The sequence below is a fragment of the Streptomyces sp. enrichment culture genome (genome assembly GCF_964273145.1).
Lineage (GTDB): Bacteria > Actinomycetota > Actinomycetes > Streptomycetales > Streptomycetaceae > Streptomyces.
Genome location: NZ_OZ186873.1, coordinates 3949089 through 3975505 on the forward strand (window position 1 = coordinate 3949089; position 26417 = coordinate 3975505).

Genomic DNA, 26417 nt, shown 5'->3' on the forward strand with positions numbered 1-26417 from the left:
TGTCCCCGCGACCGGGGTCCGCGGCTCTCCCCGGGAGAGCCGCGGACCCCGGCCGCACTCCACCGCCCCGGACCGGCCGGGGTCACCTCCTTCCCGGCGGGGCGTACTCCTCGAGGTAGTGGGCGACGCGGTCGGCGTAGGCGCGGTGCTTGGGGGGGACCCCGCCCGCGTCGTTGACCTTCTCGTACGACGACCGGTAGGCGGCGGCGATCAGGACCCGGCGGTCGCCGGGCAGGCCGTCGTCCAGGCGGGGCGCGATCCAGCACAGGTAGCGGCCCATCGCCGGGATGGACTCGGCGGGCGGGAAGGGGGGCTCGGGAACGGTGTCGGCGGGTGTGCCGTCCTCGTGTATCCACCAGCGCAGGACCTTCGGGGTCCAGCGGGCGATGCCGTACTCGTTCCTCGCGGGGTCGGCGAGGTCCGGGTCGAAGTCGCTCTCCACCTTCAGCATGGCGGCGATCAGGGGCGGGGTGACGTCCTCGTCCGCGCAGTCGTGCGCCGTCTCCACGATCAGCAGCCGGTACGCGGGCGGGACGCCCCGGTCGGTGCGCAGCTCGGACGCGCCGTAGGAGACGGCGGCGCCCCGGGCGCCGCCCGCGTCCCCGCCGCCCGTCCGGGTGGCGACGCCGTAGCCGAGGGCGGCCGCGGTCACCGTCGCGCCCACGGCCGCCGCGACGGCCGCGCGGCGGGAGCGGCGCGGCAGCGGCAGCCGCGGCGGCCGGGCCGCGCGGCCGGCGCCGGCGGCGGCCTCGACCTGCCGCAGCAGGGCCTCGGTGCCGACGCGGTCGCCGTGCGTCCGGGTCAGGCAGGCCCGTACGATCTCCCGCCAGGGCTCCGGCAGTTCGGGTGACAGGCGCAGCTGGTCGGCGCCCCGGGCGTAGGCCACGGCGGCGTCGCGGCGGGCCGTCGGGGTACCGCCGGGCAGCGGGAACGAACCGGTGAGCACCAGGTGGGCCAGGACGCCGAAGGCCCACACGTCGGCGGAGGGGCGGATGCGGCACCCGCGCTCGCCGATCTCCGACCACAGCAGCTCGGGCGGGGTGTAGTCGGGGGTGGAGAAGGCGGGCGTGTAGGCGTGGGTGCCCTCCAGCTCGGCGGCCATGTTGAAGTCGGCCAGCCGCACCGAACCGTCCGCCATCAGCAGCACGTTGCCCGGTTTCAGGTCCCCGTGCACCCAGCCCGCCCGGTGGAGCTGGGCCAGTCCCGCGCAGACCTGCGCGAGCAGCGCGGGTCCGGCCGGCGGGCGGGGCGCGGCGGCCAGCAGCCCGGCCAGGGAGCCGTCCGCCTTCTCCAGGACGAGGACGGTGGCGCCGTCGAGGCGGGGGTCGCCGGGGTCGTCGACGGTGAGGGTCTCGTACATCCGGATCAGCCGCGGCTGCCTCAGCCGGCGCAGCAGCCCGACCTCGCGTTCGATCAGCTCGCGCAGGTGGGCCAGTTGCCGGGGCGTTCCGGTGCCGGTCGGCAGGAACTTCAGGGCGGCGGTCCTCGGCAGGTCGTCCGGGCCGCCGGTGCGGCGGGCGGCGTACACGCTGCCGAAGGCGCCCGTCGCGATCGGCTCCCGCACCTCCCAGCGGCCCACCCGGTACCCCCGGGGCACCGGCACCGCGTACGGTCCGGTCATCGGACCGTACGCCCGGAGGGTGCCCTCAGCACCACGAGGTCGTCCTCGCGGACCAGGTCGAAGCGGAGGGCGAGGGAGACCAGCGACTCCTTCTTGCCGTTCAGCCGCGGGCCCGGGTCGGCGCTCTCCGGGCCCGGCTTCAGGCGCAGCTTGACCGCCAGGTAGTCGATGTTCCACTGCACCGACGTACGCGACGCGGCCGGCCAGGTGGGGCGCAGCCGCTCCACGACCTGCTCGACGGTGGGCAGCGGCGCGTGCGGGTCGCCGCGCAGGCGCGGCTCGCACAGGGCGGCCAGGACGGCGAAGTAGCGCTTGGTGCGGTCGACGGAGAAGGCGGGGGCGGTGGTCTCGCCGTCGCCCCCGCCCCCGGCGCGCAGGTAGTCGTGGCGCGGTGCCCACACCTCGACGGGCAGCAGGTCGCCCGCGGCGGGCAGCACGATCCGCGAGAACTCGAACGGGACCGGCGCGTCCAGGCGTCCCGGGGCGACCTTGATGTGCTCGCCCGCCCCTTCCGGGTTCTCCACCACGTACGTCTGGTGGGCGCACAGGTTGCTCAGGGTCCAGAAGGTGCCGTGGGCGGTGATCTCACCGGCCCGGCGGGACACCCCGTCGTGGGCGATCAGCAGGCCGTCCGGCCCCACGGACCGCCCGAAGGCGAGCCGTTCGCCGGGTGCCAGCCGGATCCGGGCGCGGTCACGGTCGTCCTCCGTGGTCGGCGGAGGTACCACGATGATGCTGTACAAGGCGCGTCTCCCCGTGCCTGACGGCTACCCCCGCCAGACTAGGGCGACGCGCCGGGGCCGTGTCCCCCTCGATCGGGTGAGACACGGCCCTGACGGATGAATGGCGCGAATGCGACGCCCGGTGGGGTCAGCGCTGGACGACCATCGTGCCCGCGGCCTTGTCGTGCCAGCCCTGCTGGCGGCCGGACTTGTCCCAGAACGGGGACAGGTAGACCAGCAGCTGGCCGATGCCGCAGGCGAGGGAGCCGACGATCGGGATGATCCAGCGGATGAACGACGAACCCAGGCCCGTCTTCTGGCCGGTGTCGGCCTTCACCACCCGCATGCCGAGCAGCATCTTCCCCAGCGTCGCGCCCACCAGGCCGACCATCAGCCACTCGTACAGGAGGCTGGCGATGCCGAGGATGAGGAAGACGGCCGTGAGCGGTCCCGTCACGTCGGCGGCGGCGTCGTTGACGCAGGACTCGTAGGCGAGTGAATTCGGGTCGCACTCCGCGGCCGCGTCGAACGAGCCCGCGACGCCCACGATCAGCAGGATGACGTAGACGATGCCGATTATGACGCCGTCGATCAGGCGTGCGCCGAGGCGCCGGCCCATGGAGGCGACCCGCGGTCCGGGGCCGCCCGGATAACCCGGCTGCTGCGGGTAGCCGTAGCCGGGCTGACCGCCCTGCTGCGGGTAGCCGTAACCCGGCTGACCGGCTTGCTGCGGGTAGCCGTAATCCGGCTGGCCGGCCTGCTGCGGGTAGCCGGGCAGGCCCTGCTGGCCCTGCTGGCCCTGCTGAGGGTGGCCGTAGGGGTTGCCGGGCGGGGGCGAGCCGAAACTCATGACGTTGAGCCTCCGTTGTGCTGCGGGGACGGAGCGGATCCAGCGGAGGAACATGCGTGCATGAGCGGTTCCCCCCCGATCGGACCGCGTTACTGCGTGTTCATCGTGGTGGGCCGGTGATCCCGTGTCCAGCTCACCTGCACAATGTTGTGCAAGTGCAACACCAGCGATCATGGCGGCGAGCCCTGTCCGCGGGGGGCCGTGCCCCTCGGATTGGAACCGGGGGCGGGTCATCCGGGAGGATGGGGCCATGACCGCCCAGATTCTCGATGGCAAGGCCACCGCAGCCGCGATCAAGTCCGAACTGGCCGTCCGCGTGGCGGCGCTGAAGGAGAAGGGCGTCACGCCCGGCCTCGGCACCGTCCTCGTCGGCGACGACCCCGGCAGCCAGAAGTACGTCGCCGGCAAGCACCGCGACTGCGCCCAGGTGGGCATCGCCTCCATCCAGCGCGAACTGCCGGGCACGGCGACGCAGGAGGAGATCGAGGCGGTCGTGCGCGAACTGAACGAGGACCCGGCCTGCACCGGGTACATCGTCCAGCTGCCGCTGCCCAAGGGCATCGACGAGAACCGCATCCTGGAGCTGATGGACCCGGCCAAGGACGCGGACGGCCTGCACCCGATGAACCTCGGCCGCCTCGTCCTGAACGAGCCGGCCCCGCTGCCCTGCACCCCCAACGGCATCCTCACCCTCCTGCGCCGCTACGGCGTGGAGATCAAGGGCGCCGAGGTCGTGGTGGTCGGCCGCGGTGTCACCATCGGCCGCCCGATGCCGCTGCTGCTGACCCGCCGCAGCGAGAACGCGACCGTGACCCAGTGCCACACCGGCACCCGCGACCTGTCCGCCCACCTCAAGCGCGCGGACATCGTCATCGCCGCCGCCGGTTCGCCCCACCTGATCCGCGCCGAGGACGTCAAGCCGGGCGCCGCCGTCCTGGACGTCGGCGTCTCGCGCAACGCCGAGGGCAGGATCGTCGGCGACGTCCACCCGGACGTGGCCGAGGTGGCCGCCTGGATCTCCCCGAACCCCGGCGGCGTCGGCCCGATGACCCGGGCGCAGCTGCTGGTCAACGTGGTCGAGGCGGCGGAGCGCAGTGTCGGCTGACGAGGGTGCCCGCCACCCGGAGGAGATCACGGTCACGGACGCGGTCAGCGCGCCCGACGCCGAGGGCAGGCCGCGGCGCGCCACGCGCCGCTTTCCCCTGTTCACCCGGGACACCGCGCGCCCCGAGGGCAGTGGCCGGGCCGCGCCGTCCAACGCCACGGCGGCCCGGCAGTGGCCGATCCTCGCCGTGCTGTCCCTGGTCGGCCTCGGCCTGCTGCTGACCGCCCTGGGCGTCTTCCGGTACGGCACGCTGCTGATCGGCGCCGGGCTGCTGGCCGGCGCCGGCCTGCGCTGGCTGCTGCCCGGCGTCGGCATGCTCGCCGTGCGGTCGCGCTTCACGGACATCGTCACCTACGGCGCCTTGGGCCTGGTGATCGTCCTGCTGGCGATGATGGCCCAGCCCGAGCCCTGGCTGGAGATCCCGTTCCTGAAGGACACGCTGCACTTCACGGTCAGCGGCTGACCGCGAGGGGCCGCCGCGGCCCGGAAGCGATCGTTCCGCCGTGGAGCGGTGAGAGCCGGGACCCGTGTGCCGCGAGTGACGGCCCATGTGCGCTCCGTGTGTCAACGCATTGACAAGTTCGCGGATATGGGGCGAAGTCGTTCGAGGACGGGGCTAGCGTGGTGGACGGGGGCGGCCCGGGCCGCCCCCGCGGTGGCCGGGGGCTCGCACCGCCGGTGCGGGAGGCCGGTGGGACACTGTGGGGCACGGCCGGCAGGCACGCGACGGTGCATGCGCCGCCGTCGCGCCTCCGTGCGCCCCCGTCCCGGGAACTGGGATCCCGACCCGGCGCATCCCCGTGGGTAGCCAGATCGGGGAATCGGTACAGGGCACCACGCACGGGGCACCACGCACAGGGGAACCACCAGCACGTCACCGGGGGAAGAGGGGGAGCAATGCCTCGTTGGAAGGCCTTGCCGGACGAACTCGATCCGCAGATCAGGGAATTCACCGGCCAGCTGCGCCGGCTCGTGGACCGCAGCGGTCTGAGCATCGCCGCCGTGGCCGACCGCACCGGCTACAGCAAGACCTCCTGGGAGCGGTATCTCAACGGCCGCCTGCTGGCGCCCAAGGGCGCGATCGTGGCCCTGGCCGAGGTCACCGAGACCAACCCGGTGCACCTGACCACCATGTGGGAGCTGGCCGAGCGCGCCTGGAGCCGCTCCGAGATGCGGCACGACATGACCATGGAGGCCATCCGGATCTCCCAGGCCCGCGCCGCCCTCGGCGAGCTGGCCGCGCCGCCGTCCGGCACCCAGGGGAGCCGGAGCGCCCGCCGCGGCGTCCCGGCCGCGCCCGGGATCGCCGGGCCGGCCGGCGTGGCGCCGACGGTCCCGCCGGTGCCGGCGCAGCCGACGGCCTCCGAGAGCCCGGACGCGCTGGGCGGCGGGACCCGCGGCGCCGGCGCCCCCGGCACCTCCCCCGGGGGCGACTCCTGGGGAGTCGCCGCGTACCGGGGCCCGTCACCGGCCGCGGGCGTCACGGGTGCCGCGGGCGCGTACGGCGGGACGCCGCCGGAGGCCGTCCGCCAAGGCGGCCGAGCCGGGGGCGGCAGACGGATGACGACGTTCCTCGCGGGGGCCGTCGGCGTGCTGGTCGTCGCCGCCGGCGCCTTCTTCCTGCTGGACGGCGGCGACGAGGGTGCGCGGACCGCTCCCCCGCCCAGCCCGAGCACCGCCCCCGACCTGCCGGCCGGCGTCGAGTGCAGCGGCGACCTGTGCACCGGCAAGGACGCCGAGGCCATGGGGTGCAGCGGCGACCTGGTGACCACCGCCAAGCAGATCACGGTCGGCACGGCCCTCGTCGAGGTCCGCTACAGCAAGACCTGCGGTGCCGCGTGGGGGCGCGTCACGCAGGCCGGACAGGGCGACGAGGTCCAGGTGAGCGCGGGAGGGGCCCGGCAGACCGGAGCCGTCACGGAGGCCGGCGACACCATCGCCTACACGCCCATGGTGGCCGTGAAGAAGGCCGACGACGCCGTGGCGTGCGTGACGCTGGCGTCCGGTCGCAAGGGGTGCACCGACTGAACCGCCGACGCACCCGCAGGGCGCGCGGAGGGCACTCCCGGGCGCCCTGCGGGACGCGACGGCGGAAAACCGGAAACAACCCTCCGGAAGGAGGCATGCCCGCGCCCCGTGCGGGAACGCGAAAAGCAACCCCCACGGGAGTCCGGCAACGGTATTCCCCCCGGCGGCCGCCGGTCCCCCCTCTCCCAGACCGGCGGCCGCCTCTTCGTGTGTTCTCGCAGGTCGGCGCGGTATCCGCACGGCTGCCTGTGGGACGGGCCACACCGACCCGGCCGTGCGGGACCACGGATGCGCGATAGCCTGACCGCTGATCTCTCTTGACGCCAAGAGATCGATCATCCCCCGGGGGCGGGGACGCCCCACCGCCAGCTGTCATACGGAGAACGCCATGACCCGCACTCCCGTGAACGTCACCGTCACCGGCGCGGCCGGCCAGATCGGTTACGCCCTGCTCTTCCGCATCGCCTCCGGCCAGCTGCTCGGCGCGGACGTGCCGGTCAAGCTGCGCCTGCTGGAGATCACCCCGGCGCTGAAGGCCGCCGAGGGCACGGCCATGGAGCTCGACGACTGCGCGTTCCCGCTGCTCCAGGGCATCGAGATCACCGACGACCCGAACGTCGCCTTCGACGGCGCCAACGTCGCCCTCCTCGTCGGCGCCCGCCCGCGCACCAAGGGCATGGAGCGCGGTGACCTGCTGGAGGCCAACGGCGGCATCTTCAAGCCGCAGGGCAAGGCCATCAACGACCACGCCGCGGACGACATCAAGGTCCTCGTGGTCGGCAACCCGGCCAACACCAACGCCCTGATCGCGCAGGCCGCCGCCCCCGACGTACCGGCGGAGCGCTTCACCGCCATGACCCGCCTGGACCACAACCGCGCGCTGACCCAGCTCGCGAAGAAGACGGGCTCCACGGTCTCCGACATCAAGCGCCTGACCATCTGGGGCAACCACTCCGCCACCCAGTACCCGGACATCTTCCACGCCACCATCGCCGGCAAGAACGCCGCCGAGGTCGTCAACGACGAGAAGTGGCTGGCCGAGGAGTTCATCCCGACCGTCGCCAAGCGCGGCGCCGCCATCATCGAGGCCCGCGGCGCCTCCTCGGCCGCCTCCGCCGCCAACGCCGCCATCGACCACGTCCACTCCTGGGTCAACGGCACCCCCGAGGGCGACTGGGTCTCCATGGGCGTCCCGTCGGACGGCTCCTACGGCGTCCCGGAGGGCCTGATCTCCTCCTTCCCCGTCACCTGCAAGGACGGCAAGTACGAGATCGTCCGGGGCCTGGAGATCAACGAGTTCTCCCGCACCCGCATCGACGCCTCCGTCAAGGAGCTGGAGGAGGAGCGCGAGGCGGTCCGCGGCCTCGGCCTCATCTGACCCACGGCGCGATCACCTGATCCCCGGGCCGCGACCGCGGCCCGGGGATCGCCGTCTGCGGGGACGCCCCGGACGGTCGCCGACCGGTCCGCCTCCCGGTCCGCACGGAAGGCCGCGACGGCGGACGAGGGCCGGGCACACCGCCCTCGGCCGCCCCTGCCCGCCGCACCCCGGGTGCGGGACGGACGCCGGGCCGGCCCGAGCCTTCGCCCGCCTCCGCCCGGCGTTCTGCCCCGGCTCGCCCGCTTGTTCCGTGACGCAGCACACTTTCGGCCACCGATTCCGCATGGGCGCGGAAAGCCCGGGGCATGCGCTCCCGGTCCCTGTGAGTGACACCTGTGTGACACAGGGGCGCCGAACAGGAACGGAAGGCAAAACCGGAACATGGCGGACACGACACACCATCAGACAGGCACGGCCCGCAAGACCATTCACGCCGGAGGGGAGTGGCGAGAAGCGGCCTGCGGCGCCACCCGCGAGATCGTCGACCCCGCGGACGCCCTGCCGTTCGCCGTGGTCGCCGAAGGGGACGAGAAGGACGCCGACCTGGCGGTGGCCGCCGCCCGGCGCGCCTTCGACGAGGGCGCCTGGCCGCGCACCCCGGTCGCCGAACGCGCCGCCCTGCTGCGCCGCGTGGCCGACCTGCTCGCACGCGACCGCGACAAGCTCGGCCTGCTGGAGAGCCGCGACGCGGGCAAGACCGTCGAGGAGGGCCGCGTCGACGTCGACTGCGTCGCCGACGCCTTCCGCTACTTCGCCGACCTGGTGGCCGCCGAGGCGCCGGGCCGGGTCGTCGACGCCGGCTCGCCCGACGTCCACAGCGTCGTCGTCCACGAGCCGGTCGGCGTCTGCGCGATGATCACGCCCTGGAACTACCCGCTCCTCCAGGCGAGTTGGAAGATCGCCCCCGCACTCGCCGCCGGCAACACCTTCGTGATCAAGCCGAGCGAGATCACCCCGCTGACGACCGTCGCCCTGATCGAGCTGCTGGTCGAGGCCGGGCTGCCCGCCGGTGTCGCCAACATCGTCACCGGTCCCGGCCGCACCGTCGGCGCCCGCCTGGCCGAGCACCCCGACGTCGACCTGGTCTCCTTCACCGGGGGCCTCACCAGCGGCGTCGAGGTGGCCCGGGCCGCCGCCGCGACCGTGAAGAAGGTCGCCCTCGAACTCGGCGGCAAGAACCCCAACGTGGTCTTCGCCGACGCCTGCGCGACCGACGAGGGCTTCGACACCGCCGTCGACCAGGCCCTCAACGCGGCCTTCATCCACAGCGGCCAGGTCTGTTCCGCCGGTTCCCGCCTCATCGTCGAGGAGTCCGTCCGCGAGCGGTTCGTCGCCGAACTCGCCCGCCGGGCGCGGAGGATCCGCCTCGGCCGCGGCACCGAGGACGGCGTCGAGTGCGGGCCGCTCGTCTCCGCGCAGCAGCTCGCGAAGACGGAGGAGTACGTCGCCTCCGCGCTGGCCGAGGGCGCGGTGCTGCGCTGCGGCGGCAGGCGCCCCGATCCGTCGCCGCAGCGGCCGGAGGGCGGCTACTTCTACGAGCCCACCGTCCTGGACGGCTGCCACCGCGGGATGCGGGTGGTCCGGGAGGAGGTCTTCGGGCCGGTCCTCACCGTCGAGACCTTCCGCACCGAGGACGAGGCCGTCGCCCTCGCCAACGACACCGAGTACGGCCTGGCGGGCGCCGTCTGGACCACCGACGCGGGCCGGGCCCGGCGCGTGGCCGGACGGCTGCGCCACGGCACCGTCTGGATCAACGACTTCCACCCCTACCTCCCGCAGGCGGAGTGGGGCGGCTTCGGCAGGAGCGGAACGGGCCGCGAACTCGGCCCGGCGGGCCTGGCCGAGTACCGCGAGACCAAGCACGTCTACCAGAACCTCGCGCCGAAGCCGGTGCGCTGGTTCGCGGGCTGACCCCGCCCCGTCCCTCCCCGCACCTCGCGCGTGCCCGTCGGCACGCCGTCCCCCTCCGTCCACGCCCAGGAGTGAGCACCCCCATGCCCGAGAACCCCCACGAGTACGACTACGTCGTCATCGGCGGCGGCACGGCAGGCTCCGTCATCGCCTCCCGCCTCACCGAGAACCCCGCCGTCACCGTCGCCGTCATCGAGGGCGGACCGAGCGACGTCGGCCGGGACGACGTCCTGACCCTGCGCCGCTGGATGGGCCTGCTCGGCGGCGAACTCGACTACGACTACCCCACCACCGAGCAGCCACGCGGCAATTCGCACATCCGGCACAGCCGCGCCCGGGTGCTCGGCGGCTGCTCCTCCCACAACACCCTCATCGCGTTCAAGCCGCTGCCGTCCGACTGGGACGAGTGGGAGCGGGCCGGCGCCAAGGGCTGGGGCGCGGTGCAGATGGAGGCGTACTACGCCCGGCTGCTGAACAACATCGTCCCCGTCGACGAGAAGGACCGCAACGCCATCGCCCGCGACTTCGTCGACGCCGCGCAGGCCGCGCTCGGCGTGCCGCGTATCGAGGGCTTCAACAGGAAGCCGTTCACCGAGGGCGTCGGCTTCTTCGACCTCGCCTACCACCCCGAGGACAACAAGCGCTCCTCGGCGTCGGTGGCGTACCTGCACCCGGTGATGGACGAGCGGCCCAACCTGACGATCATGCTGGAGACCTGGGCGTACCGGCTGGAGCTGAACGGCACCCGCGCCGAGGGCGTCCACGTCCGCACCAAGGACGGCGAGGAGATCCTCGTCCGCGCCCGCGAGGAGGTCGTGCTGTGCGCGGGCGCCGTCGACTCGCCCCGCCTGCTGCTGCACTCCGGCATCGGCCCCCGGGCCGACCTGGCCGAGCTCGGCATCCCCGTCGTCCACGACCTGCCCGGCGTCGGCGAGAACCTGCTCGACCACCCCGAGTCGGTGATCGTCTGGGAGACCCACGGCCCCATCCCGGAGAACTCCGCGATGGACTCCGACGCCGGCCTGTTCGTGCGCCGCGACCCCGGACACCAGGGCCCCGACCTGATGTTCCACTTCTACCAGATCCCCTTCACGGACAACCCCGAGCGCCTGGGCTACGAACGCCCGCCGTACGGCGTCTCCATGACCCCGAACATCCCCAAGCCGAAGAGCCGCGGCCGCCTCTACCTGACCAGCGCCGACCCGGACGTCAAGCCCGCCCTGGACTTCCGCTACTTCACCGACCCCGACGACTACGACGGCCGCACCCTCGTCGACGGCATCCGCATCGCCCGCGAGATCGCGAGGACCGAACCGCTGGCGGGCTGGCTCAAGCGCGAGGTGTGCCCCGGCCCGGAGATCGTGGGCGAGGCCGAGCTGAGCGAGTACGCCCGCAAGGTCGCGCACACCGTGTACCACCCGGCGGGCACCTGCCGGATGGGCGCCGAGTCCGACGAACTCGCCGTCGTCGACCCCGAGCTGCGCGTCCGCGGCCTGGAGGGCATCCGCGTCGCCGACGCCTCCGTCTTCCCGACCATGCCGGCCGTCAACCCGATGATCGGCGTCCTCATGGTCGGGGAGCGGGCCGTGGACCTGATCGGCGGTGGTGCCCGGTGAGCACCGTCGCCGACACGGCCGCCGGGCGTCCCCCGGTCTTCTCCGTCGACGGGCTGTGGAAGGTCTTCGGGCCCAAGCCCGAGCGCGTCCCCGCCGATCCCGCGCTGGCCGCGCTGCCCCCGGCCGAACTCCGCGCGCGAACCGGCTGCACGGCCGCCGTCCGGGACGTCACCTTCGACGTCCGCAAGGGCGAGGTCTTCGTCGTCATGGGCCTGTCCGGCTCCGGCAAGTCCACACTGGTGCGCTGCCTGACCCGGCTGATCGAGCCGACGGCCGGGACCATCGCCATCGACGGCGAGGACGTCCGCGCCATGGACAGCGCCCGGCTGCGCGAGCTGCGCCGCCACCGCGCCGCGATGGTCTTCCAGCACTTCGGCCTCCTCCCGCACCGCACGGTCCTCGACAACGTGGCCTACGGCCTGGAGATCCAGGGCATGGGCCGCGCCGAGCGGCGCGAGAAGGCCGCCGCGATGATCGCCAAGGTCGGCCTGGAGGGCATGGAACAGCGCCGGCCCGGCCAGCTCTCCGGCGGCCAGCGCCAGCGGGTCGGACTCGCCCGCGCGCTCGCCGTCGACCCCGAGGTGCTGCTGTTCGACGAGCCGTTCAGCGCGCTCGACCCGCTGATCCGGCGTGAGATGCAGGAGGAGGTCGTCCGGCTGCACCGCGAGGAGGGCCGCACGATGGTCTTCATCACCCACGACCTCCAGGAGGCCCTGAAGCTCGGCGACCGCATCGCCCTGATGCGGGACGGCCGCGTGGTGCAGCTCGGCACGCCCGAGGAGATCGTGGGCTCCCCCGCCGACGACTACGTCCGGGAATTCGTCCGGGACGTCCCGCGCGAGCAGGTCCTCACGGTCCGCACGGCCATGCGGCCCCCCTCCGGTGCCGACGAGGCCGGCGCCGGCCCGGCGCTGCGCCCCGACGCCACGGTGACGCAGGCCATCGAGGCCGTCGCCCGCACCGGCTCCCCGGCCCGCGTGGTGTCCGGCGGCCGCTGCCTGGGCGTGGTGGACGCGGACGCGCTGCTGTCGGTCGTGGCGGGCACGGAGGAGGCGGCCGGCGCGGGGGACACGGCCGACGGGGCGGCACGGGCGGGCGACGGGCGTCCCCCCGCGCGAGCGGATTCGGGAGCGGCGAAGGCACCGGTGAGGCGCCCTGAGCCGGCCGCCCCCGCCCCCGCCCCCAGGGGGGAACGGGTCTGATGGCGACGCTCACCGCACCGGCCCGGAAGACCGCGCCGCCGGGCGTCCTCGCCGGCCGGGCCGTCCGCAAGCTCCTCGTCCTCGCCGTCGCCGCCGCGGTCCTCGTACCGCTCGCCCACGCCCGGTGGGCGAGCGGTGCCTGGCCCACCGAGCTCACCGTCGACGTCTCCGGGCCCCTCGGCCGGGCCAGCGACTGGATCATCGACAACCGCGACGGCCACCCGCTGTTCCTGTACTTCTTCGGCCATGTCAGCAACGCGGTCGTCGTCTGCGTCCGCGCCGTCTACCTCGCCCTCCTCGCCGTCGGCTGGGCCGGCGTCACGGCGACCGGCGCCCTGGTCGCCTGGCGCGCGGCCGGCGTCCGGGCGGCGCTCGGCACGGCGGCGGCGTTCCTGGCCTGCGGGCTGCTCGGCATGTGGGTGCCGACCATGCAGACCCTCGCCCTGATGGCCGTGGCCGTTATCGCGTCGGTCGTCGTGGGCGCCCTGCTGGGCCTGGCCGGCGGCCTGTCCGCCCGGACGGACCGCGCCCTGCGCCCGGTCCTGGACACCATGCAGGTGCTGCCCGCCTTCGCCTACCTGCTGCCCGTCGTGCTGGTCTTCGGCATCGGCGTCCCCGCCGCCGTCCTGGCCACCGTCGTCTACGCCGCCCCGCCCATGGCCCGGCTCACCGCCCTCGGCCTGCGCGGCGCCGACAAGGAAGTACTGGAGGCCGTGGAGTCCCTCGGCACCACCGCCCGCCAGCGCCTGCTGACCGCCCGCGTCCCGCTGGCCCGCAAGGAACTCCTCCTCGGCCTCAACCAGACGATCATGATGGCGCTGTCCATGGCCGTCATCGCCTCCGTGATCGGCGCCGGCGGCCTCGGCGACCGCGTCTACCAGGCGCTGGCCTCCGTCGACGTGGGCGCGGCCCTCGCGGCCGGCATCCCGATCGTGCTGCTCGCCGTCGTCCTGGACCGGGTGACCGGCGCGGCGGGGGAGCGGGCCGGCGAGCCCGGCGGGTCCCCGCTGACCTGGCTGTACGCCCTGGCCGCCGCGGCCGCCGCGGCGGTCGCCGGACGCCTCGCCGGGGCGCTGGAGTGGCCCGACGCGTGGACCGCGGACATCGCCGGCCCGGTCAACCGGGCCGTCGACTGGATGACCGGCCACCTGTACTCGGGCGTGCCCGTCGTCGGCGGCACCGCCGACTGGGCCGGCCACTTCACCACCTGGGCCCTGGACCCGGTCCGGGACGGACTGCAGGCGCTGCCCTGGTGGGCGGTGCTGCTGATCGTCGCCGCCCCGGCCTGGCTGATCGGCACCTGGCGCACCGCGCTCACCGCCGTCCTCGCGATGGCCGCGACCGGTGTGCTCGGCGTGTGGGAGCCGTCCCTGGACACGCTCTCCCAGGTCCTCGCGGCCGTCGCCGTCACCCTGGTCCTCGGCTTCGCCACCGGCGTCGCCGCCGCCCGCAGCGACCGCTTCGAACGCCTGCTCAGGCCCGTCCTGGACGTCTTCCAGACGATGCCGCAGTTCGTGTACCTCATCCCGGTCGTGGCCCTCTTCGGCGTCGGCCGCGCCCCCGCCGTGGCCGCCGCCGTCGTCTACGCCCTCCCGGCCGTCGTCCGCATCACCGCCCAGGGGCTGCGCCAGGTCGACCCGGCCGCGCTGGAGTCGGCCCGCTCCCTCGGCGCCACCAGCGGGCAGCAACTGCGGCAGGTGCAGCTCCCGCTGGCCCGCCCGGCGCTGCTGCTCGCCGTCAACCAGGGCGTCGTCCTGGTCCTCGCCGTCGTCATCGTCGGCGGCCTGGTCGGCGGCGGCGCCCTCGGCTACGACGTGGTCTTCGGCCTGGCCCAGGGGGACCTGGCGACCGGCCTGGTGGCCGGGGCGGCGATCGTCTGCCTGGGGCTGATGCTCGACCGGGTGACCCAGCCGACCGGCCGCCGCGCCGGGAAGGGAGCGTGACATGCGCCTGCGTACGACCGCCGTGTTCGGCGCCCTCCTGCTGCTGACGGGCTGCGGCGCCGCCGACATGACGAAGCAGGCGTCCCCGTTCGCCGACGCCCGGGGCGCCAAGGCCGTGACCCTGTCCGTCCAGTCCTGGGTCGGCGCCCAGGCCAACGTCGCCGTCGCCCGGTACCTCCTGGAGCACGAACTCGGCTACCGGGTCGACACCGTCCAGGTCGACGAGGTCCCCGCCTGGGACGCCCTCAGCCAGGGCCGGGTCGACGCCCTGCTGGAGGACTGGGGCCACCCCGAGCAGGAGCGGCGGTACGTCGAGGACAAGAAGACGATCGTCGACGGCGGCGACCTCGGCGTCACCGGCCACATCGGTTGGTTCGTGCCGACGTACCTCGCGAAGCGGTACCCGGACATCACCGACTGGAGGAACCTGAACAAGTACGCCCCGCTGTTCCGCACACCGGAGAGCGGCGGCAAGGGCCAGCTCATGGACGGCTCGCCGTCCTACGTCACCAACGACAAGGCGCTGGTGGAGAACCTGAAGCTGGACTACCGGGTGGTGTTCGCCGGCTCCGAGGCGGCGCAGATCACCCAGATCAAGCAGTTCGCCGAGGAGAAGAAGCCCTTCCTCACCTACTGGTACGAGCCGCAGTGGCTGTTCGAGAAGGTCCCCATGACGGAGGTGAGGCTGCCCGCGTACGAGGAGGGCTGCGACGCCGACCCGGAGAAGGTCGCCTGCGCCTACCCGACCACGCCGCTGCGGAAGTACCTCAACGCCGGCTTCGCGAGGAACGGCGGCGAGGCGGCCGCGTTCCTGAAGCGGTTCCGGTGGACCACCGAGGACCAGAACGAGGTCTCCCTCATGATCGCCGAGCAGAGGCTCTCGCCCGAGGAGGCGGCAGAGAGGTGGGTGGACAGCCACCCCTCCGTGTGGAGGAAGTGGCTGCCCTGACCCCCGTCACAGGCGCGAGGCGATCTCCCGCAGCGCCTCGGCCGTACGGCGCTGGAAGCCCGGCCCGAACGTGATCCGGGTGGCCCCGAGCCGGCCCAGCTCGGCGGGCGAGGGGCCGCTCCCGGGCGTCGCGAGCGCGTTCAGCGGCCCCCGGACGCCCGACCGCAGCAGCGGCAGGACCTCCGCGGGGGCGCCGATCGGATACACGCAGTCGGCACCCGCGGCGACGTACAGCGCGGCCCGCTCGATCGCCCGGTCCGGGTCGGACACCCCCCGGACGAACGTGTCGACACGGGCGTTGACGAAGAGCCGGCCGCCCGCCGCGGCCCGCACCCCGGCCAGCCACTCGGCGTGCTCCCGGGGGTCCTTGAGCACCCCGTCAGAGGAGTCCTCCAGGTTGCAGCCCACGACCCCCGCCTCCAGGAGCCGTTCCACCAGTTCCTCCGGCGCCAGCCCGTACCCGTCCTCGACGTCGGCCGACACCGGCACCTCGACGGCCCGCGCGATCCGGGCGACCGCCGCGAACATCTCGTCCGCCGGGGTGCGCCCGTCCGCGTGGCCGAGGGAGGCGGCCACGCCCGCGCTGGGTGTCGCGAGCGCCGGGAACCCGGCCTCCTCGAACACCCGGGCGCTGGCCGCGTCCCACGGGCCGGGCAGCACGAGGGGGTCGCCGGGCACCCGGCCGTGGTGCAGGGCGCGGAAGGCCTCCGCCCCGGTCACCACTGGGTGCTCCCCGGGGGGATCCGCCGGCTGACCATCAGCCGGTTCCAGCTGTTGATGGCGGTGATCAGGGCGATCAGGTGGGCGAGCCGGGCCCCGTCGAAGTGCCGGGCGGCCCGTTCGTACACCTCCCGCGGCACGAAGCCGTCCGTCAGGACGGTCACGGCCTCGGTCAGCTCCAGCGCCGCCCGCTCCCGCTCGTCGAAGACCTCCCCGGCCTCCTCCCACGCGCCCAGCAGGTCGAGCTGCCGCTCGCTCACGCCGTGCTCGCGGGCGAGCGCCAGATGCATGTCCAGGCAGAAGGCGCAGTGGTTGAGCTGCGAGGCCCGGATCTGCACCAGCTCGGCGAGCGCCGGGTCGCCCAGGCCCCGCCCGGCGGCAGCGCTCACTGCCCGGAGCGCGGACCGGACACCGTCGTCGAGGACCGTCGTGCGCGCGCTCACGCGTGCCGCCCCGGCCGGTAGTGGCCCGGCACACGGCGGGTGGACACGCCGAACCGGTTCCACGCGTTGATCACCGTGATGGCGGCGATGAGCTGCGCCAGCTCCTCCTCCTCGAAATGCTGCGCGGCCTTCTCGTAGACCTCGTCCGGCACGAAACCGTCCGTCAGGACGGTCACCGCCTCGGTCAGCTCCAGCGCCGCCAGCTCCTTCCCGGTGTAGAAGTGCGGGGACTCCTCCCAGGCGCTGAGCTGGACGATCCGCTCGACGCTCTCGCCCGCGGCGAGCGCGTCCTTGGTGTGCATGTCCAGGCAGAAGGCGCAGCGGTTGATCTGCGAAGCGCGGATCTTCACCAGCTCGCGCAGCTTCGGGTCCAGCCCGCGCCCGGCGGCGCCGTCGAGCCGGAGCATCGCCTTGAAGACGTCGGGGGCCAGCGCGGCCCAGTCCATGCGGGGCGCGGGCTCGGCGGCGTACGGGGTGGTGTCGTTGTCGCTCATGCCTCGACCCTAGGAGCGGAGAAGCCCAGGGGTATGGTCCATTTCCATGGCGAAATCGTGGGCCAATCCGGGTATCGACCTGCACGTGGAACCGGCCGGACGGGGCCTGCGGCGCGGCCTCACCGACGCCCTGCGCGAGGCCGTCCGCACCGGCCGCCTCGCACCCGGCACCCGCCTGCCCCCCTCCCGCGCCCTCGCCGCCGACCTCGGCATCGCCCGCAACACCGTCGCCGGCGCCTACGCCGACCTCGTCGCCGAGGGCTGGCTCACCGCCCGCCAGGGCTCGGGCACCCGCGTCGCGGACCGGCCGGTCACCGCCCCGCCGGCCCGGGCGCCGCGCCCCCGCCCCTTTGCCCGGCCCGCCTACGACCTCCGCCCCGGCACCCCCGACCTGGCCTCCTTCCCCCGCGCCGAGTGGCTCAAGGCGGCCCGCCGCGCCCTCGCCGCCGCCCCGAACGACGCCCTCGGCTACGGCGACCCCCGCGGCCGCCCCGAACTGCGCACCGCGCTCGCCGAGTACCTCGCCCGGGCCCGCGGCGTGCGCGCCGACCCCGCACGCGTCCTGGTCTGCGCCGGCTTCGCGCACGCCCTGACCCTGCTCGCCGCGGTGCTGCGGGCGCGCGGCGTGCACACCGTCGCCGTGGAGTCCTACGGCCTGCACGTCCACCGCGACCTGCTCACCGCCGCCGGTCTGCGCACCGTGCCGCTGCCCTTCGACGACCGCGGCACCGACCCCGCGCCGCCCGACGGCGCCGGGGCCGTCCTGCTCACCCCGGCCCACCAGTTCCCGATGGGCGCGCCCCTGCGCCCCGACCGCCGGGCGGCCGTCGTGGACTGGGCGCGGCGCACCGGCGGCCTGGTCCTGGAGGACGACTACGACGGCGAGTTCCGCTACGACCGCCGGCCCGTCGGCGCCCTCCAGGGCCTGGACCCCGACCGCGTGGTCCACCTCGGCACCGCCAGCAAGTCCCTCGCCCCCGGTCTTCGGCTGGCCTGGGCGGTGGTGCCGCCGTGGCTCGCCGAGGAGGTGACGGCCGCCAAGGGCGCCGTCGACACCTGCGGGGTACTGGACCAGCTGACCCTCGCCGAATTCCTCGCCTCGGGCGCCTACGACCGCCACGTGCGCGCCGCCCGCCTGCGCTACCGCCGCCGCAGGGACGCCCTGGTGGCCGCCGTCGCCGCCCGCGCCCCCGAGGTCCGCGTCACCGGCATCGCGGCCGGCCTGCACGCCGTGCTGCGGCTGCCGTCCGGCACCGAGCGGCCGGTGGTCCGGGCGGCGGCCTGGCACGGACTGGCCCTGCACGGCCTGTCCCTCTTCCGCCACCCGCGGGCGGAAACCGAACCGCTCGACGCCGTCGTCGTCGGTTACGGCACCCCGCCCGACCACGCCTGGGCGGGGGCCCTGGACGCACTGTGCCGGGCATTGCCGTAAAGTCCGCTCCCGGTCATGCGCGTACACCGAACGGGTATACGGCTGTCCGCGCGTCCGGGACACAACGGCGAGGGGGAGACGGGACATGGCACCGGTACGGCGACGTCTGAGGTCGAGCACCGTGGTGCTCGGCGGCATGGGAGTGCTCGCGGCGGCCCTGTCGGCGTGCGGATCGGACCCCGACCGCCGCTGCGTGGACCGCGACAGCTACACCCTCGACGGCTACAAGGTCATCGCGGACAAGAACTGCAAGTCCGGCGGTTCCTCGAGCTCCCGCGGCAAGGACCGCAGGAAGTCCGCCACCGGCGCCAGGGCGGACGCCGCCTGGTACTACGACGCCGACGTCAGCCGCGGCTACGCGGAGGGCGGCACCTTCGACCGCGACGAGGCCGTCGACCGAGGCGGCTTCGGCTGCTCCGGCTCCGGCAGCGGCGGCGGCTGACCGCGCCGCCCGGACGAGGACCGCCCGTGGAACGCCGCACGACCACCCCCCGCCCCGGCTGGCAGCAGACCGTCGAGGAGCAGGGGCTGATCTACCCCCTCACCCGCCACCCCGACGGCTCCCTGCGCCCCTACTGGGACGAGAGCGCCTACTACGTCTTCTCCCTCCCGGAGGTCGAGGCGCTGGAGGAGACCGTCGAGGAACTGCACCGCATGTGCCTGGCGGCAGCCGCCCACATCGTCGCCGAGGACCGCTTCGCCGACCTCGGCATCACCGACCCGCGCGTGGCGGAGGCGGTCGCCGAGGCGTGGCACCGCCGCGCCGAACTCCCCTCCCTCTACGGCCGCTTCGACCTGCGCTACGACGGCACCGGCCCGGCCAAGCTGCTGGAGTACAACGCCGACACGCCCACCTCCCTCGTCGAGGCCGCCTCCCCCCAGTGGTTCTGGATGGAGGAGCGCTTCCCCGGCGCCGACCAGTGGAACTCCCTCCACGAGCGCCTCGTCGACGCCTGGCGCAAGCAGGCCGGCCTCCTCCCGCCCGGCAGCCCCCTGCACTTCGCCCACTCCTCCGCCGACGAACTCGGCGAGGACCTCATGACGGTCGCCTACCTGAAGGAGACCGCCGAGCAGGCGGGCCTGGACACCGACTGGATCTCCATGGAGGAGATCGGCTGGGACCGCCTCTCCGGCCGCTTCGTCGACAACAGGCTCCGCTTCATCCGCGCCGTCTTCAAGCTCTACCCCTGGGAGTGGCTCACCACCGACCGCTTCGCCGGCCACGTCCTGGACACCCTCGACAACGGCGGCGGCACCGGCACCACCCTGTGGATCGAACCGGCCTGGAAGATGCTCCTCAGCAACAAGGCCCTGCTGGCGATCCTCTGGGAGCTGTACCCCGGCCACCCCAACCTCCTCCCCGCCTACCTGGACGGCCCCCGCGAGCTGGCCCGCACCACCGGGTACGTCGCCAAGCCCCTCCTCGGCCGCGAGGGCGCCGGCGTCACCGTCCACGAACCCGGCGCGGACCCCGCCGTACGGGACGAGCCCTGCTGCTACCAGCAACTGGCCCCCCTGCCCTCCTTCGACGGCAACCACGTCGTCCTCGGCGCCTGGGTCGTCGAGCACGAGGCGGCCGGCCTCGGCATCCGCGAGTCGTCGGGCCTGGTCACCGACGAGTACGCCCGCTTCCTGCCGCACGTGATCCTCTGAGCCCGGCCGCCCGCATGGTGGACGCCCGGCCTCGGCCCTCCCGGCCGCCCGGTAGGCTGGTCGCGGGCCGTGACTGGCGCGCTGGGATGGGACCGACCATCGGGGAGCGGCCCCCGGGCCCGGGCGGGCCCGGCACGAGTGCCGTGCGCCTGGGCCGTACCGTGAACGCCGAACGCCACGTCCCGGAGGTCCCGATGTCCGCCGAGCAGCCGCTCTCCACCGCTTCCACCGCCTACCGCGCCGCACTCGACGTGATCCGCGCCGTCGAGCCGCGCGTCGCCGACGCCATCGGCCAGGAGGTCGCCGACCAGCGCGAGATGCTCAAGCTGATCGCCTCCGAGAACTACGCCTCCCCGGCCACCCTCCTGGCGATGGGCAACTGGTTCAGCGACAAGTACGCCGAGGGCACCGTCGGCCGCCGCTTCTACGCCGGCTGCCGCAACGTCGACACCGTCGAGTCGCTCGCCGCCGAGCACGCCAAGGAGCTCTTCGGCGCCCGCCACGCCTACGTCCAGCCGCACTCCGGCATCGACGCCAACCTCGTCGCCTTCTGGGCCGTCCTCGCCGACCGCGTCGAGGCCCCGTTCCTGGAGAGGACCGGCGTCCGCCAGATCAACGACCTGACCGAGGCCGACTGGGCCGAGCTGCGCCAGGCCTTCGGCAACCAGCGCATGCTCGGCATGTCCCTGGACGCCGGCGGCCACCTCACCCACGGCTTCCGCCCGAACATCTCCGGCAAGATGTTCGACCAGCGCTCCTACGGCACCGACCCGGCCACCGGCCTGATCGACTACGACGCCCTGCGCGCCCAGGCCCGCGAGTTCAAGCCGCTGATCATCGTCGCCGGCTACTCCGCCTACCCCCGCCTGGTCAACTTCCGGATCATGCGCGAGATCGCCGACGAGGTCGGCGCCACGCTCATGGTCGACATGGCCCACTTCGCCGGCCTGGTCGCCGGCAAGGTCCTCACCGGCGACTTCGACCCGGTCCCGCACGCCCAGATCGTCACCACCACCACCCACAAGTCGCTGCGCGGCCCGCGCGGCGGCATGGTGCTGTGCGACGACTCCCTGAAGGACCAGGTCGACCGCGGCTGCCCGATGGTCCTCGGCGGCCCGCTGCCGCACGTCATGGCCGCCAAGGCCGTCGCGCTCGCCGAGGCCCGGCAGCCCGCCTTCCGCGACTACGCCCAGCGCATCGTCGACAACTCCCGCGCCCTGGCCGAGGGCCTGATGCGCCGCGGCGCCACCCTGGTCACCGGCGGCACCGACAACCACCTCAACCTGATCGACGTCGCCACCTCCTACGGCCTCACCGGCCGCCAGGCGGAGGCCGCCCTCCTCGACTCCGGCATCGTCACCAACCGCAACGCCATCCCCGCCGACCCCAACGGCGCCTGGTACACCTCCGGCATCCGCGTCGGCACCCCCGCCCTGACCACCCGGGGCCTGGGCACCGCCGAGATGGACGAGATCGCCGCCCTCATCGACCGCGTCCTGACCACCACCGAGCCGGGCACCACCAAGTCGGGCGCCCCCTCGAAGGCGGCCCACGTCCTGGACCCGAAGGTGGCGGAGGAGATCGCCCAGCGGGCCACGGACCTGGTGGCGGCGTTCCCGCTCTACCCGGAGATCGACCTCGGCTGACCCCCGGCGGGACGCCGCTCCCCTCCCGTGACCGGCCCGGCCGGTTCACGGATCGGCCGGTTCCCGCCAGGGCCACTCCCGCGGCGGTCCGGCCCCGCGCCGGGCCGCCGCGCGGCACGCCGGCGGCCGGGTCCGCCGCCACCGGACGCCCGCCGGCGCCGCCGCAGGGGGAACGCTCCCCACAGGACCGAAACCAGGACCGGGAGCAACGTCGCCGTCGGCGCTCCCGGCCCCGCCGCGTACCACCGGGCCCCGCTCCTCCGGCCGCGTGTCCGGACCTCCACCGGACCGGCCGTTCCCCGCGCGGCCCCTCCCGCGTCCCCCCCCCCCCCGCGGCCCCCCCGCGTCCGCTCCTTTGCCGCACCGCCGGGCACGGATCGTTCCCCACCTGTTTCGGACCAGTTCCGGACAGACCTCCGGGACCTGAGAGAATGATGGGCATGGCCTCTGATCGATCCCGCGTGCTCTCCGGAATCCAGCCCACCGCCGGTTCGTTCCACCTCGGCAACTACCTCGGCGCCGTCCGCCAGTGGGTGGCCCTGCAGGAGACCCACGACGCGTTCTACATGGTCGTCGACCTGCACGCGATCACGGTTCCGCAGGACCCGAAGGAGCTGCGCGCCAACACCCGGCTCGCCGCCGCCCAGCTGCTCGCCGCCGGGCTCGACCCCGAGCGCTGCACGCTGTTCGTCCAGAGCCACGTCCCCGAGCACGCCCAGCTCGCCTGGGTCATGAACTGCCTCACCGGCTTCGGCGAGGCCTCCCGCATGACCCAGTTCAAGGACAAGGCCGCCAAGCAGGGCGCCGACCGCGCCTCCGTCGGCCTGTTCACGTACCCGGTCCTCCAGGTCGCGGACATCCTCCTCTACCAGGCGCACGAGGTCCCGGTCGGCGAGGACCAGCGCCAGCACATCGAGCTGACCCGCGACCTCGCCGAGCGCTTCAACGGCCGCTTCGGCGAGACGTTCACGGTCCCGAGGCCGTACATCCTCAAGGAGACGGCGAAGATCTACGACCTCCAGGACCCGACGGTCAAGATGAGCAAGTCGGCCTCCACGCCCAAGGGCCTGGTCAACCTCCTCGACGAGCCGAAGGCCACCGCCAAGAAGGTCAGGAGCGCGGTCACCGACACCGACACCGTGATCCGCTACGACGTGGAGAGCAAGCCGGGCGTCAGCAACCTCCTCACCATCTACTCGACCCTCACCGGGACGGGCATCGGGGAACTGGAGGAGAAGTACGCCGGCAAGGGCTACGGCGCCCTCAAGACGGACCTCGCCGAGGTCGTGGTCGAGTTCGTCACGCCCTTCCGGGAGCGCACCCAGCAGTACCTGGACGACCCGGAGACGCTGGACTCGATCCTGGCCAAGGGCGCGGAGAAGGCGCGCGCCGTCGCCGCGGAGACCCTCTCCCAGGCGTACGACCGGGTGGGCTTCCTGTCCGCCAAGCACTGACCGCGCACGACCCCGGCACGGGACACCACCTGTTGCCGCACATCACCACGGCTGCGCCTGCCCGGGGCGCGGTCGTGGCCGTACAGTCGATAACCGAGGGGCCGCACCCGTGGCCCCTCCTGCCCGCCGGCACGGCGCGCAGCGCCGACAGAACGACAGGAGACGACGTGGGGACCGTAACGATCGGCGTGTCGATCGCGGTCCCGGAGCCGCACGGCAGCCAGCTCCAGCGGCTGCGCGCGGGCTTCGGCGACGCCGCGGCTCACGGCATCCCCACGCACGTCACCCTGCTGCCGCCGACGGAGGTCGACGAGGCGGCGCTGCCCGCGATCGAGGCGCACCTCGCGGAGGTGGCGGCGGCCGGCAGGCCCTTCCCGATGCGGCTGTCCGGCACCGGTACCTTCCGTCCGCTCTCGCCGGTGGTCTTCGTGCGGATCGCGGAGGGCGCCGAGGCGTGCACCTGGCTGCAGAAGCAGGTCCGCGACGCCTCCGGCCCGGTCGCCCGCGAACTGCAGTTCCCGTACCACCCGCACGTCACGGTGGCGCACGGCATCGACGACGAGGCGATGGACCGCGCCTTCGAGGAGCTCGCCGACTACGAGGCCGAGTGGCCCTGCACCGGCTTCGCCCTGTACGAGCAGGGCGCCGACGGGGTGTGGCGCACGCTGCGCGAGTTCCACTTCGGCAGACCCGTGGTCCCGCCACAGGCGGGCCGGGACCGGCGCGGCACCCTGCCGGCGTGCTGAGGGCGGCCGTCCGGAGCAGGCCGCGGAGGCGGGGCCCGGCAGGCACGTCCGCCGCGTCGCCGCCGCCCGCCGGCGCTCCGCGCCGGACGTGCCGTCCGCGTCGGCTTCCTCCCCCGCCGCCTCGCCGCCGCACGCACCGCGCCCCGCTCACCGCCGCCGGCCGGCGGCGCCGCTCCCCGGCGGTCCGACCCACCCGGCAGCCCCCGGGACCTACACCGGCAGGCGCCGGAACACCGCCCGCGGCAGATGCCGTACGGCCGACATCACCAGGCGCAGCGAGCCGGGCACCCACACCGTCTCCGAGCGGCGCCGCAGGCCCAGTTCGATGGCGGCGGCGACCGCCTCCGGAGTGGTGGCGAGCGGCGCCTCCGCCAGCCCGGCGGTCATCCGCGACCGCACGAACCCCGGGCGCACGACCATGACGTGCACGCCCGTGCCGTGGAGCGCGTCGCCCAGCCCCTGCGCGAAGGCGTCCAGGCCGGCCTTGCTGGAGCCGTAGATGAAGTTGGCGCGGCGGGCCCGCTCGCCGGCGACGGAGGAGAGCACGACCAGGGAGCCGTGCCCCTGGGCCTGGAGCGCGGCGGCGCACACCAGGCCCGCCGAGACCGCGCCGGTGTAGTTGGTCTGCGCGACCCGCACGGCGCCGGCCGGCTCCCGCTCGTCGTGCGCCTGGTCGCCGAGGATCCCGAAGGCGAGCAGCACCAGGTCGATGTCGCCCTCGGCGAAGACCTTGCCGAGCACCGCCTCGTGGGACTCCGGATCGAGCGCGTCGAAGGCGACGGTGCGGACCTCGGCGCCCAGGCCGCGCAGGTGGTCCGCGGCCTGCTCCAGGGCGGGCGAGGGGCGTCCGGCCAGCCACACCGCGCGGGTGCGGCGGGCGACGAGGCGGCGGGCGGTGGCCAGCGCGATCTCGGACGTACCGCCGAGGACGAGCAGGGACTGGGGGATGCCGAAGGCGTCCTTCACGGCAGCTCCTAAAGGGTGAGTCGGCGGGACAGGTCCGAGGTGAACACCCCGCGCGGGTCGATCCGCGCGCGCAGCGCGCGGAAGTCGTCCAGGCGCGGGTACATCGCGGCGAGCAGGTCGGGCCGCAGCCGGGAGTCCTTGGCGAGGTACACCCGTCCGCCGGCGGCGGCGACCTCCTCGTCCAGCTCGTCGAGGAAGGCGCCGAGGCCGGGCAGCCCGGCCGGGATGTCCAGGGCGAGCGTCCAGCCGGGCACGGGGAAGGAGAGCCATCCGGGGTCGGCGTCCCCGAACCGCTTGAGGACGGCCAGGAAGGACGGGCAGCGGCGCTCGGAGATGCGCCGCACGATCCGGCGCAGGGCGTCCTCCCGTCCGTGGCCCACGACGAACTGGTACTGGACGAAACCGCCGCGGCCGTAGACCCGGTTCCAGTGGGGGACGCCGTCCAGGGGGTGGAAGAAGGCGGGGATCCGCTGGAGCTGGCCGGTGCGCGCGCGGGGCGCCCTGCGGTACCAGAACTCGTTGAACAGACCCACGGTGGTGCGGCTCAGCAGGCCCTCCGGCACGCGGGCGGGGGCGGCCGGGAGGCGGGGGGCGCGGAAGGCCAGCGGGTGCCTGCGCGCGCGCGAGCCCCGCGGCAGGGCGTCCAGGGGGGCGTGGTCGCCGCGGGTGAGGACGGCGCGGCCGGTCGCCGAGCCCCGGGCGAGCAGGTCGATCCAGGCGACCGAGTAGCGGTAGCGGTGGTCGGTGGCGGTGAGGCGGTCCATCAGGTCGTCGAGGTCGGTGGCGCGTTCGGTGTCGACCGTCATCAGCGCAGTCTCCACCGGCTGGAGCCGCACCGTCGCGGTGAGGATCACGCCGGTCAGGCCCATGCCGCCCGCGGTGGCGTCGAACAGGGGGGTGCCGGGGCGCACGGAGCGGACCTCGCCGTCGGCGGTGAGCAGCTCCATGGCCAGGACGTGGCGGGAGAAGGAGCCCGAGACGTGGTGGTTCTTGCCGTGGATGTCCGCGCCGATCGCGCCGCCGACGGTGACGTAGCGGGTGCCGGGCGTCACCGGCACGAACCAGCCCAGCGGCAGCAGCACCTCCATCAGGCGGTGCAGCGAGACGCCCGCGTCGCACAGCACGGTGCCGCCGCCGGCGTCGATCGCGTGGATGCGGTCCAGGCCCGTCATGTCGAACACGGCGCCGCCCGCGTTCTGCGCCGCGTCCCCGTACGCCCGTCCCAGGCCCCGCGGGATGCCGCCGCGGGCCCCGCACTCCCGGACCGCCACCGCGGCCTCCTCGTACGTCCGGGGGCGGATCAGCCGGGCGGTGGTGGGGGCGGTGCGGCCCCATCCGGTGACGGAAACGGTGGTGTCGGCAGACATGGCGGTGACCGTATCGCCCTTGAATGACCGATTGGTTGCGAAACATTACATCTCTACCCGAAATGGGTGATTAATGGGATGTCGCTCAATAGTGCCGGAGTTTTGCCGGAGTTCCCGCGGTGCCGGGGTGAACAGTGAGTCCACATGGACGACCAGGACGACCAGATC

The 26417-nt window shown here is 74.1% G+C and carries 23 protein-coding genes; 15 read left to right on the forward strand and 8 right to left on the reverse strand.

Features of this window, described 5'->3' with window-relative positions; all coding sequences use genetic code 11:
* Positions 1 to 82: 82 nt before the first annotated feature.
* The 3 genes from ACSU6Z_RS17935 to ACSU6Z_RS17945 form a co-directional block, all read right to left on the reverse strand.
* Positions 83 to 1621 (reverse strand): protein kinase domain-containing protein, encoded by a 1539-nt coding sequence (locus ACSU6Z_RS17935; RefSeq protein WP_437046869.1) that lies wholly within the window; start codon positions 1619 to 1621, stop codon positions 83 to 85.
* Positions 1618 to 2364, reverse strand: a complete 747-nt coding sequence (locus ACSU6Z_RS17940; protein WP_437016978.1) for an FHA domain-containing protein — start codon at positions 2362 to 2364, stop codon at positions 1618 to 1620. Before ACSU6Z_RS17940 ends, ACSU6Z_RS17935 begins: the two co-directional genes overlap by 4 nt.
* A 127-nt stretch (positions 2365 to 2491) precedes the next feature.
* Entirely contained in the window at positions 2492 to 3193 is a 702-nt protein-coding gene (locus tag ACSU6Z_RS17945; protein WP_437046871.1) for an RDD family protein, read from the reverse strand.
* A gap of 250 nt (positions 3194 to 3443) precedes the next feature.
* Between ACSU6Z_RS17945 and ACSU6Z_RS17950 the strand changes: the two genes are divergently transcribed.
* From ACSU6Z_RS17950 to ACSU6Z_RS17990, 9 genes are all read left to right on the forward strand, one after another.
* Entirely contained in the window at positions 3444 to 4298 is an 855-nt protein-coding gene (locus ACSU6Z_RS17950) for a bifunctional methylenetetrahydrofolate dehydrogenase/methenyltetrahydrofolate cyclohydrolase (protein ID WP_437016974.1), read from the forward strand.
* Positions 4288 to 4761 carry a DUF3017 domain-containing protein gene (locus ACSU6Z_RS17955; RefSeq protein ID WP_437046873.1) on the forward strand — a complete coding sequence of 158 codons (474 nt, stop codon included), beginning with the start codon at positions 4288 to 4290 and terminating at the stop codon, positions 4759 to 4761. Before ACSU6Z_RS17950 ends, ACSU6Z_RS17955 begins: the two co-directional genes overlap by 11 nt.
* 434 nt (positions 4762 to 5195) lie before the next feature.
* Positions 5196 to 6326: a DUF2690 domain-containing protein gene (locus tag ACSU6Z_RS17960; protein WP_437046875.1), complete on the forward strand. Its 1131-nt coding sequence runs from the start codon at positions 5196 to 5198 to the stop codon at positions 6324 to 6326.
* Positions 6327 to 6714: 388 nt separating this feature from the next.
* Positions 6715 to 7704: a malate dehydrogenase gene (locus ACSU6Z_RS17965; RefSeq protein WP_437046877.1), complete on the forward strand. Its 990-nt coding sequence runs from the start codon at positions 6715 to 6717 to the stop codon at positions 7702 to 7704.
* A 384-nt stretch (positions 7705 to 8088) separates the two neighbouring features.
* Entirely contained in the window at positions 8089 to 9618 is a 1530-nt protein-coding gene (locus tag ACSU6Z_RS17970) for an aldehyde dehydrogenase family protein (RefSeq protein WP_437046879.1), read from the forward strand.
* A gap of 83 nt (positions 9619 to 9701) precedes the next feature.
* The gene (locus ACSU6Z_RS17975; protein WP_437046881.1) at positions 9702 to 11234 is read left to right on the forward strand and encodes a GMC family oxidoreductase; all 1533 of its coding nucleotides are present in this window, start codon (positions 9702 to 9704) and stop codon (positions 11232 to 11234) included.
* Entirely contained in the window at positions 11231 to 12436 is a 1206-nt protein-coding gene (locus ACSU6Z_RS17980) for a quaternary amine ABC transporter ATP-binding protein (RefSeq protein ID WP_437046883.1), read from the forward strand. The genes ACSU6Z_RS17975 and ACSU6Z_RS17980 overlap by 4 nt, the downstream gene beginning before the upstream one ends.
* Positions 12436 to 14379, forward strand: coding sequence for an ABC transporter permease (locus ACSU6Z_RS17985; protein ID WP_437046886.1), 1944 nt, complete (start codon positions 12436 to 12438; stop codon positions 14377 to 14379). Before ACSU6Z_RS17980 ends, ACSU6Z_RS17985 begins: the two co-directional genes overlap by 1 nt.
* A gap of 1 nt (position 14380) precedes the next feature.
* A complete protein-coding gene (locus ACSU6Z_RS17990; protein ID WP_437046888.1) occupies positions 14381 to 15328 on the forward strand; it encodes an ABC transporter substrate-binding protein in 948 nt (315 codons plus the stop codon).
* Between the two features lie 6 nt (positions 15329 to 15334).
* Here the strand turns inward: ACSU6Z_RS17990 and ACSU6Z_RS17995 are convergent, their stop codons facing one another.
* The 3 genes from ACSU6Z_RS17995 to ACSU6Z_RS18005 are packed head-to-tail and all read right to left on the reverse strand — an operon-like array spanning position 15335 to position 16985.
* Positions 15335 to 16048: an isocitrate lyase/PEP mutase family protein gene (locus ACSU6Z_RS17995; RefSeq protein WP_437046890.1), complete on the reverse strand. Its 714-nt coding sequence runs from the start codon at positions 16046 to 16048 to the stop codon at positions 15335 to 15337.
* On the reverse strand, positions 16045 to 16491 hold the full coding sequence (locus ACSU6Z_RS18000) for a carboxymuconolactone decarboxylase family protein (RefSeq protein WP_437046891.1): 447 nt from the start codon (positions 16489 to 16491) through the stop codon (positions 16045 to 16047). Before ACSU6Z_RS18000 ends, ACSU6Z_RS17995 begins: the two co-directional genes overlap by 4 nt.
* On the reverse strand, positions 16488 to 16985 hold the full coding sequence (locus ACSU6Z_RS18005) for a carboxymuconolactone decarboxylase family protein (protein WP_437046893.1): 498 nt from the start codon (positions 16983 to 16985) through the stop codon (positions 16488 to 16490). Before ACSU6Z_RS18005 ends, ACSU6Z_RS18000 begins: the two co-directional genes overlap by 4 nt.
* Before the next feature lie 46 nt (positions 16986 to 17031).
* On the opposite strand from ACSU6Z_RS18005, the gene ACSU6Z_RS18010 reads away from it, so the two are divergent.
* From ACSU6Z_RS18010 to ACSU6Z_RS18035, 6 genes are all read left to right on the forward strand, one after another.
* Positions 17032 to 18417 carry a PLP-dependent aminotransferase family protein gene (locus tag ACSU6Z_RS18010; protein ID WP_437046895.1) on the forward strand — a complete coding sequence of 462 codons (1386 nt, stop codon included), beginning with the start codon at positions 17032 to 17034 and terminating at the stop codon, positions 18415 to 18417.
* 85 nt (positions 18418 to 18502) lie between these two features.
* The gene (locus ACSU6Z_RS18015) at positions 18503 to 18859 is read left to right on the forward strand and encodes a hypothetical protein (RefSeq protein WP_437046897.1); all 357 of its coding nucleotides are present in this window, start codon (positions 18503 to 18505) and stop codon (positions 18857 to 18859) included.
* Positions 18860 to 18885: 26 nt separating this feature from the next.
* Positions 18886 to 20070: a glutathionylspermidine synthase family protein gene (locus ACSU6Z_RS18020; RefSeq protein ID WP_437046898.1), complete on the forward strand. Its 1185-nt coding sequence runs from the start codon at positions 18886 to 18888 to the stop codon at positions 20068 to 20070.
* A gap of 194 nt (positions 20071 to 20264) precedes the next feature.
* The gene (locus ACSU6Z_RS18025) at positions 20265 to 21716 is read left to right on the forward strand and encodes a glycine hydroxymethyltransferase (RefSeq protein ID WP_437050370.1); all 1452 of its coding nucleotides are present in this window, start codon (positions 20265 to 20267) and stop codon (positions 21714 to 21716) included.
* A gap of 440 nt (positions 21717 to 22156) precedes the next feature.
* A complete protein-coding gene (trpS, locus tag ACSU6Z_RS18030; protein ID WP_437046900.1) occupies positions 22157 to 23170 on the forward strand; it encodes a tryptophan--tRNA ligase in 1014 nt (337 codons plus the stop codon).
* Between the two features lie 167 nt (positions 23171 to 23337).
* The gene (locus tag ACSU6Z_RS18035; protein ID WP_437046902.1) at positions 23338 to 23916 is read left to right on the forward strand and encodes a 2'-5' RNA ligase family protein; all 579 of its coding nucleotides are present in this window, start codon (positions 23338 to 23340) and stop codon (positions 23914 to 23916) included.
* A gap of 210 nt (positions 23917 to 24126) precedes the next feature.
* Here ACSU6Z_RS18035 and ACSU6Z_RS18040 read toward each other — a convergent pair whose 3' ends face one another.
* Together ACSU6Z_RS18040 and ACSU6Z_RS18045 are read right to left on the reverse strand one after the other, a co-directional pair.
* A complete protein-coding gene (locus tag ACSU6Z_RS18040) occupies positions 24127 to 24882 on the reverse strand; it encodes a decaprenylphospho-beta-D-erythro-pentofuranosid-2-ulose 2-reductase (RefSeq protein WP_437046903.1) in 756 nt (251 codons plus the stop codon).
* 8 nt (positions 24883 to 24890) lie between these two features.
* On the reverse strand, positions 24891 to 26249 hold the full coding sequence (locus tag ACSU6Z_RS18045) for an FAD-binding protein (RefSeq protein ID WP_437046904.1): 1359 nt from the start codon (positions 26247 to 26249) through the stop codon (positions 24891 to 24893).
* Between the last annotated feature and the right edge of the window lie 168 nt (positions 26250 to 26417).

Coding starts and splice junctions, on each gene's coding strand:
- ACSU6Z_RS18045 (WP_437046904.1), bottom strand. CDS start 26,249: ATGTCTGCCGACACCACCGTTTCCGTCACCGGATGGGGCCGCACCGCC.
- ACSU6Z_RS17970 (WP_437046879.1), top strand. CDS start 8,089: ATGGCGGACACGACACACCATCAGACAGGCACGGCCCGCAAGACCATT.
- ACSU6Z_RS17990 (WP_437046888.1), top strand. CDS start 14,381: ATGCGCCTGCGTACGACCGCCGTGTTCGGCGCCCTCCTGCTGCTGACG.
- ACSU6Z_RS17985 (WP_437046886.1), top strand. CDS start 12,436: ATGGCGACGCTCACCGCACCGGCCCGGAAGACCGCGCCGCCGGGCGTC.
- ACSU6Z_RS18010 (WP_437046895.1), top strand. CDS start 17,032: ATGGCGAAATCGTGGGCCAATCCGGGTATCGACCTGCACGTGGAACCG.
- ACSU6Z_RS17975 (WP_437046881.1), top strand. CDS start 9,702: ATGCCCGAGAACCCCCACGAGTACGACTACGTCGTCATCGGCGGCGGC.
- ACSU6Z_RS17935 (WP_437046869.1), bottom strand. CDS start 1,621: ATGACCGGACCGTACGCGGTGCCGGTGCCCCGGGGGTACCGGGTGGGC.
- ACSU6Z_RS17960 (WP_437046875.1), top strand. CDS start 5,196: ATGCCTCGTTGGAAGGCCTTGCCGGACGAACTCGATCCGCAGATCAGG.
- ACSU6Z_RS17965 (WP_437046877.1), top strand. CDS start 6,715: ATGACCCGCACTCCCGTGAACGTCACCGTCACCGGCGCGGCCGGCCAG.
- ACSU6Z_RS17950 (WP_437016974.1), top strand. CDS start 3,444: ATGACCGCCCAGATTCTCGATGGCAAGGCCACCGCAGCCGCGATCAAG.
- ACSU6Z_RS17945 (WP_437046871.1), bottom strand. CDS start 3,193: ATGAGTTTCGGCTCGCCCCCGCCCGGCAACCCCTACGGCCACCCTCAG.
- ACSU6Z_RS18025 (WP_437050370.1), top strand. CDS start 20,265: ATGTCCGCCGAGCAGCCGCTCTCCACCGCTTCCACCGCCTACCGCGCC.
- ACSU6Z_RS18005 (WP_437046893.1), bottom strand. CDS start 16,985: ATGAGCGACAACGACACCACCCCGTACGCCGCCGAGCCCGCGCCCCGC.
- ACSU6Z_RS18015 (WP_437046897.1), top strand. CDS start 18,503: ATGGCACCGGTACGGCGACGTCTGAGGTCGAGCACCGTGGTGCTCGGC.
- trpS (WP_437046900.1), top strand. CDS start 22,157: ATGGCCTCTGATCGATCCCGCGTGCTCTCCGGAATCCAGCCCACCGCC.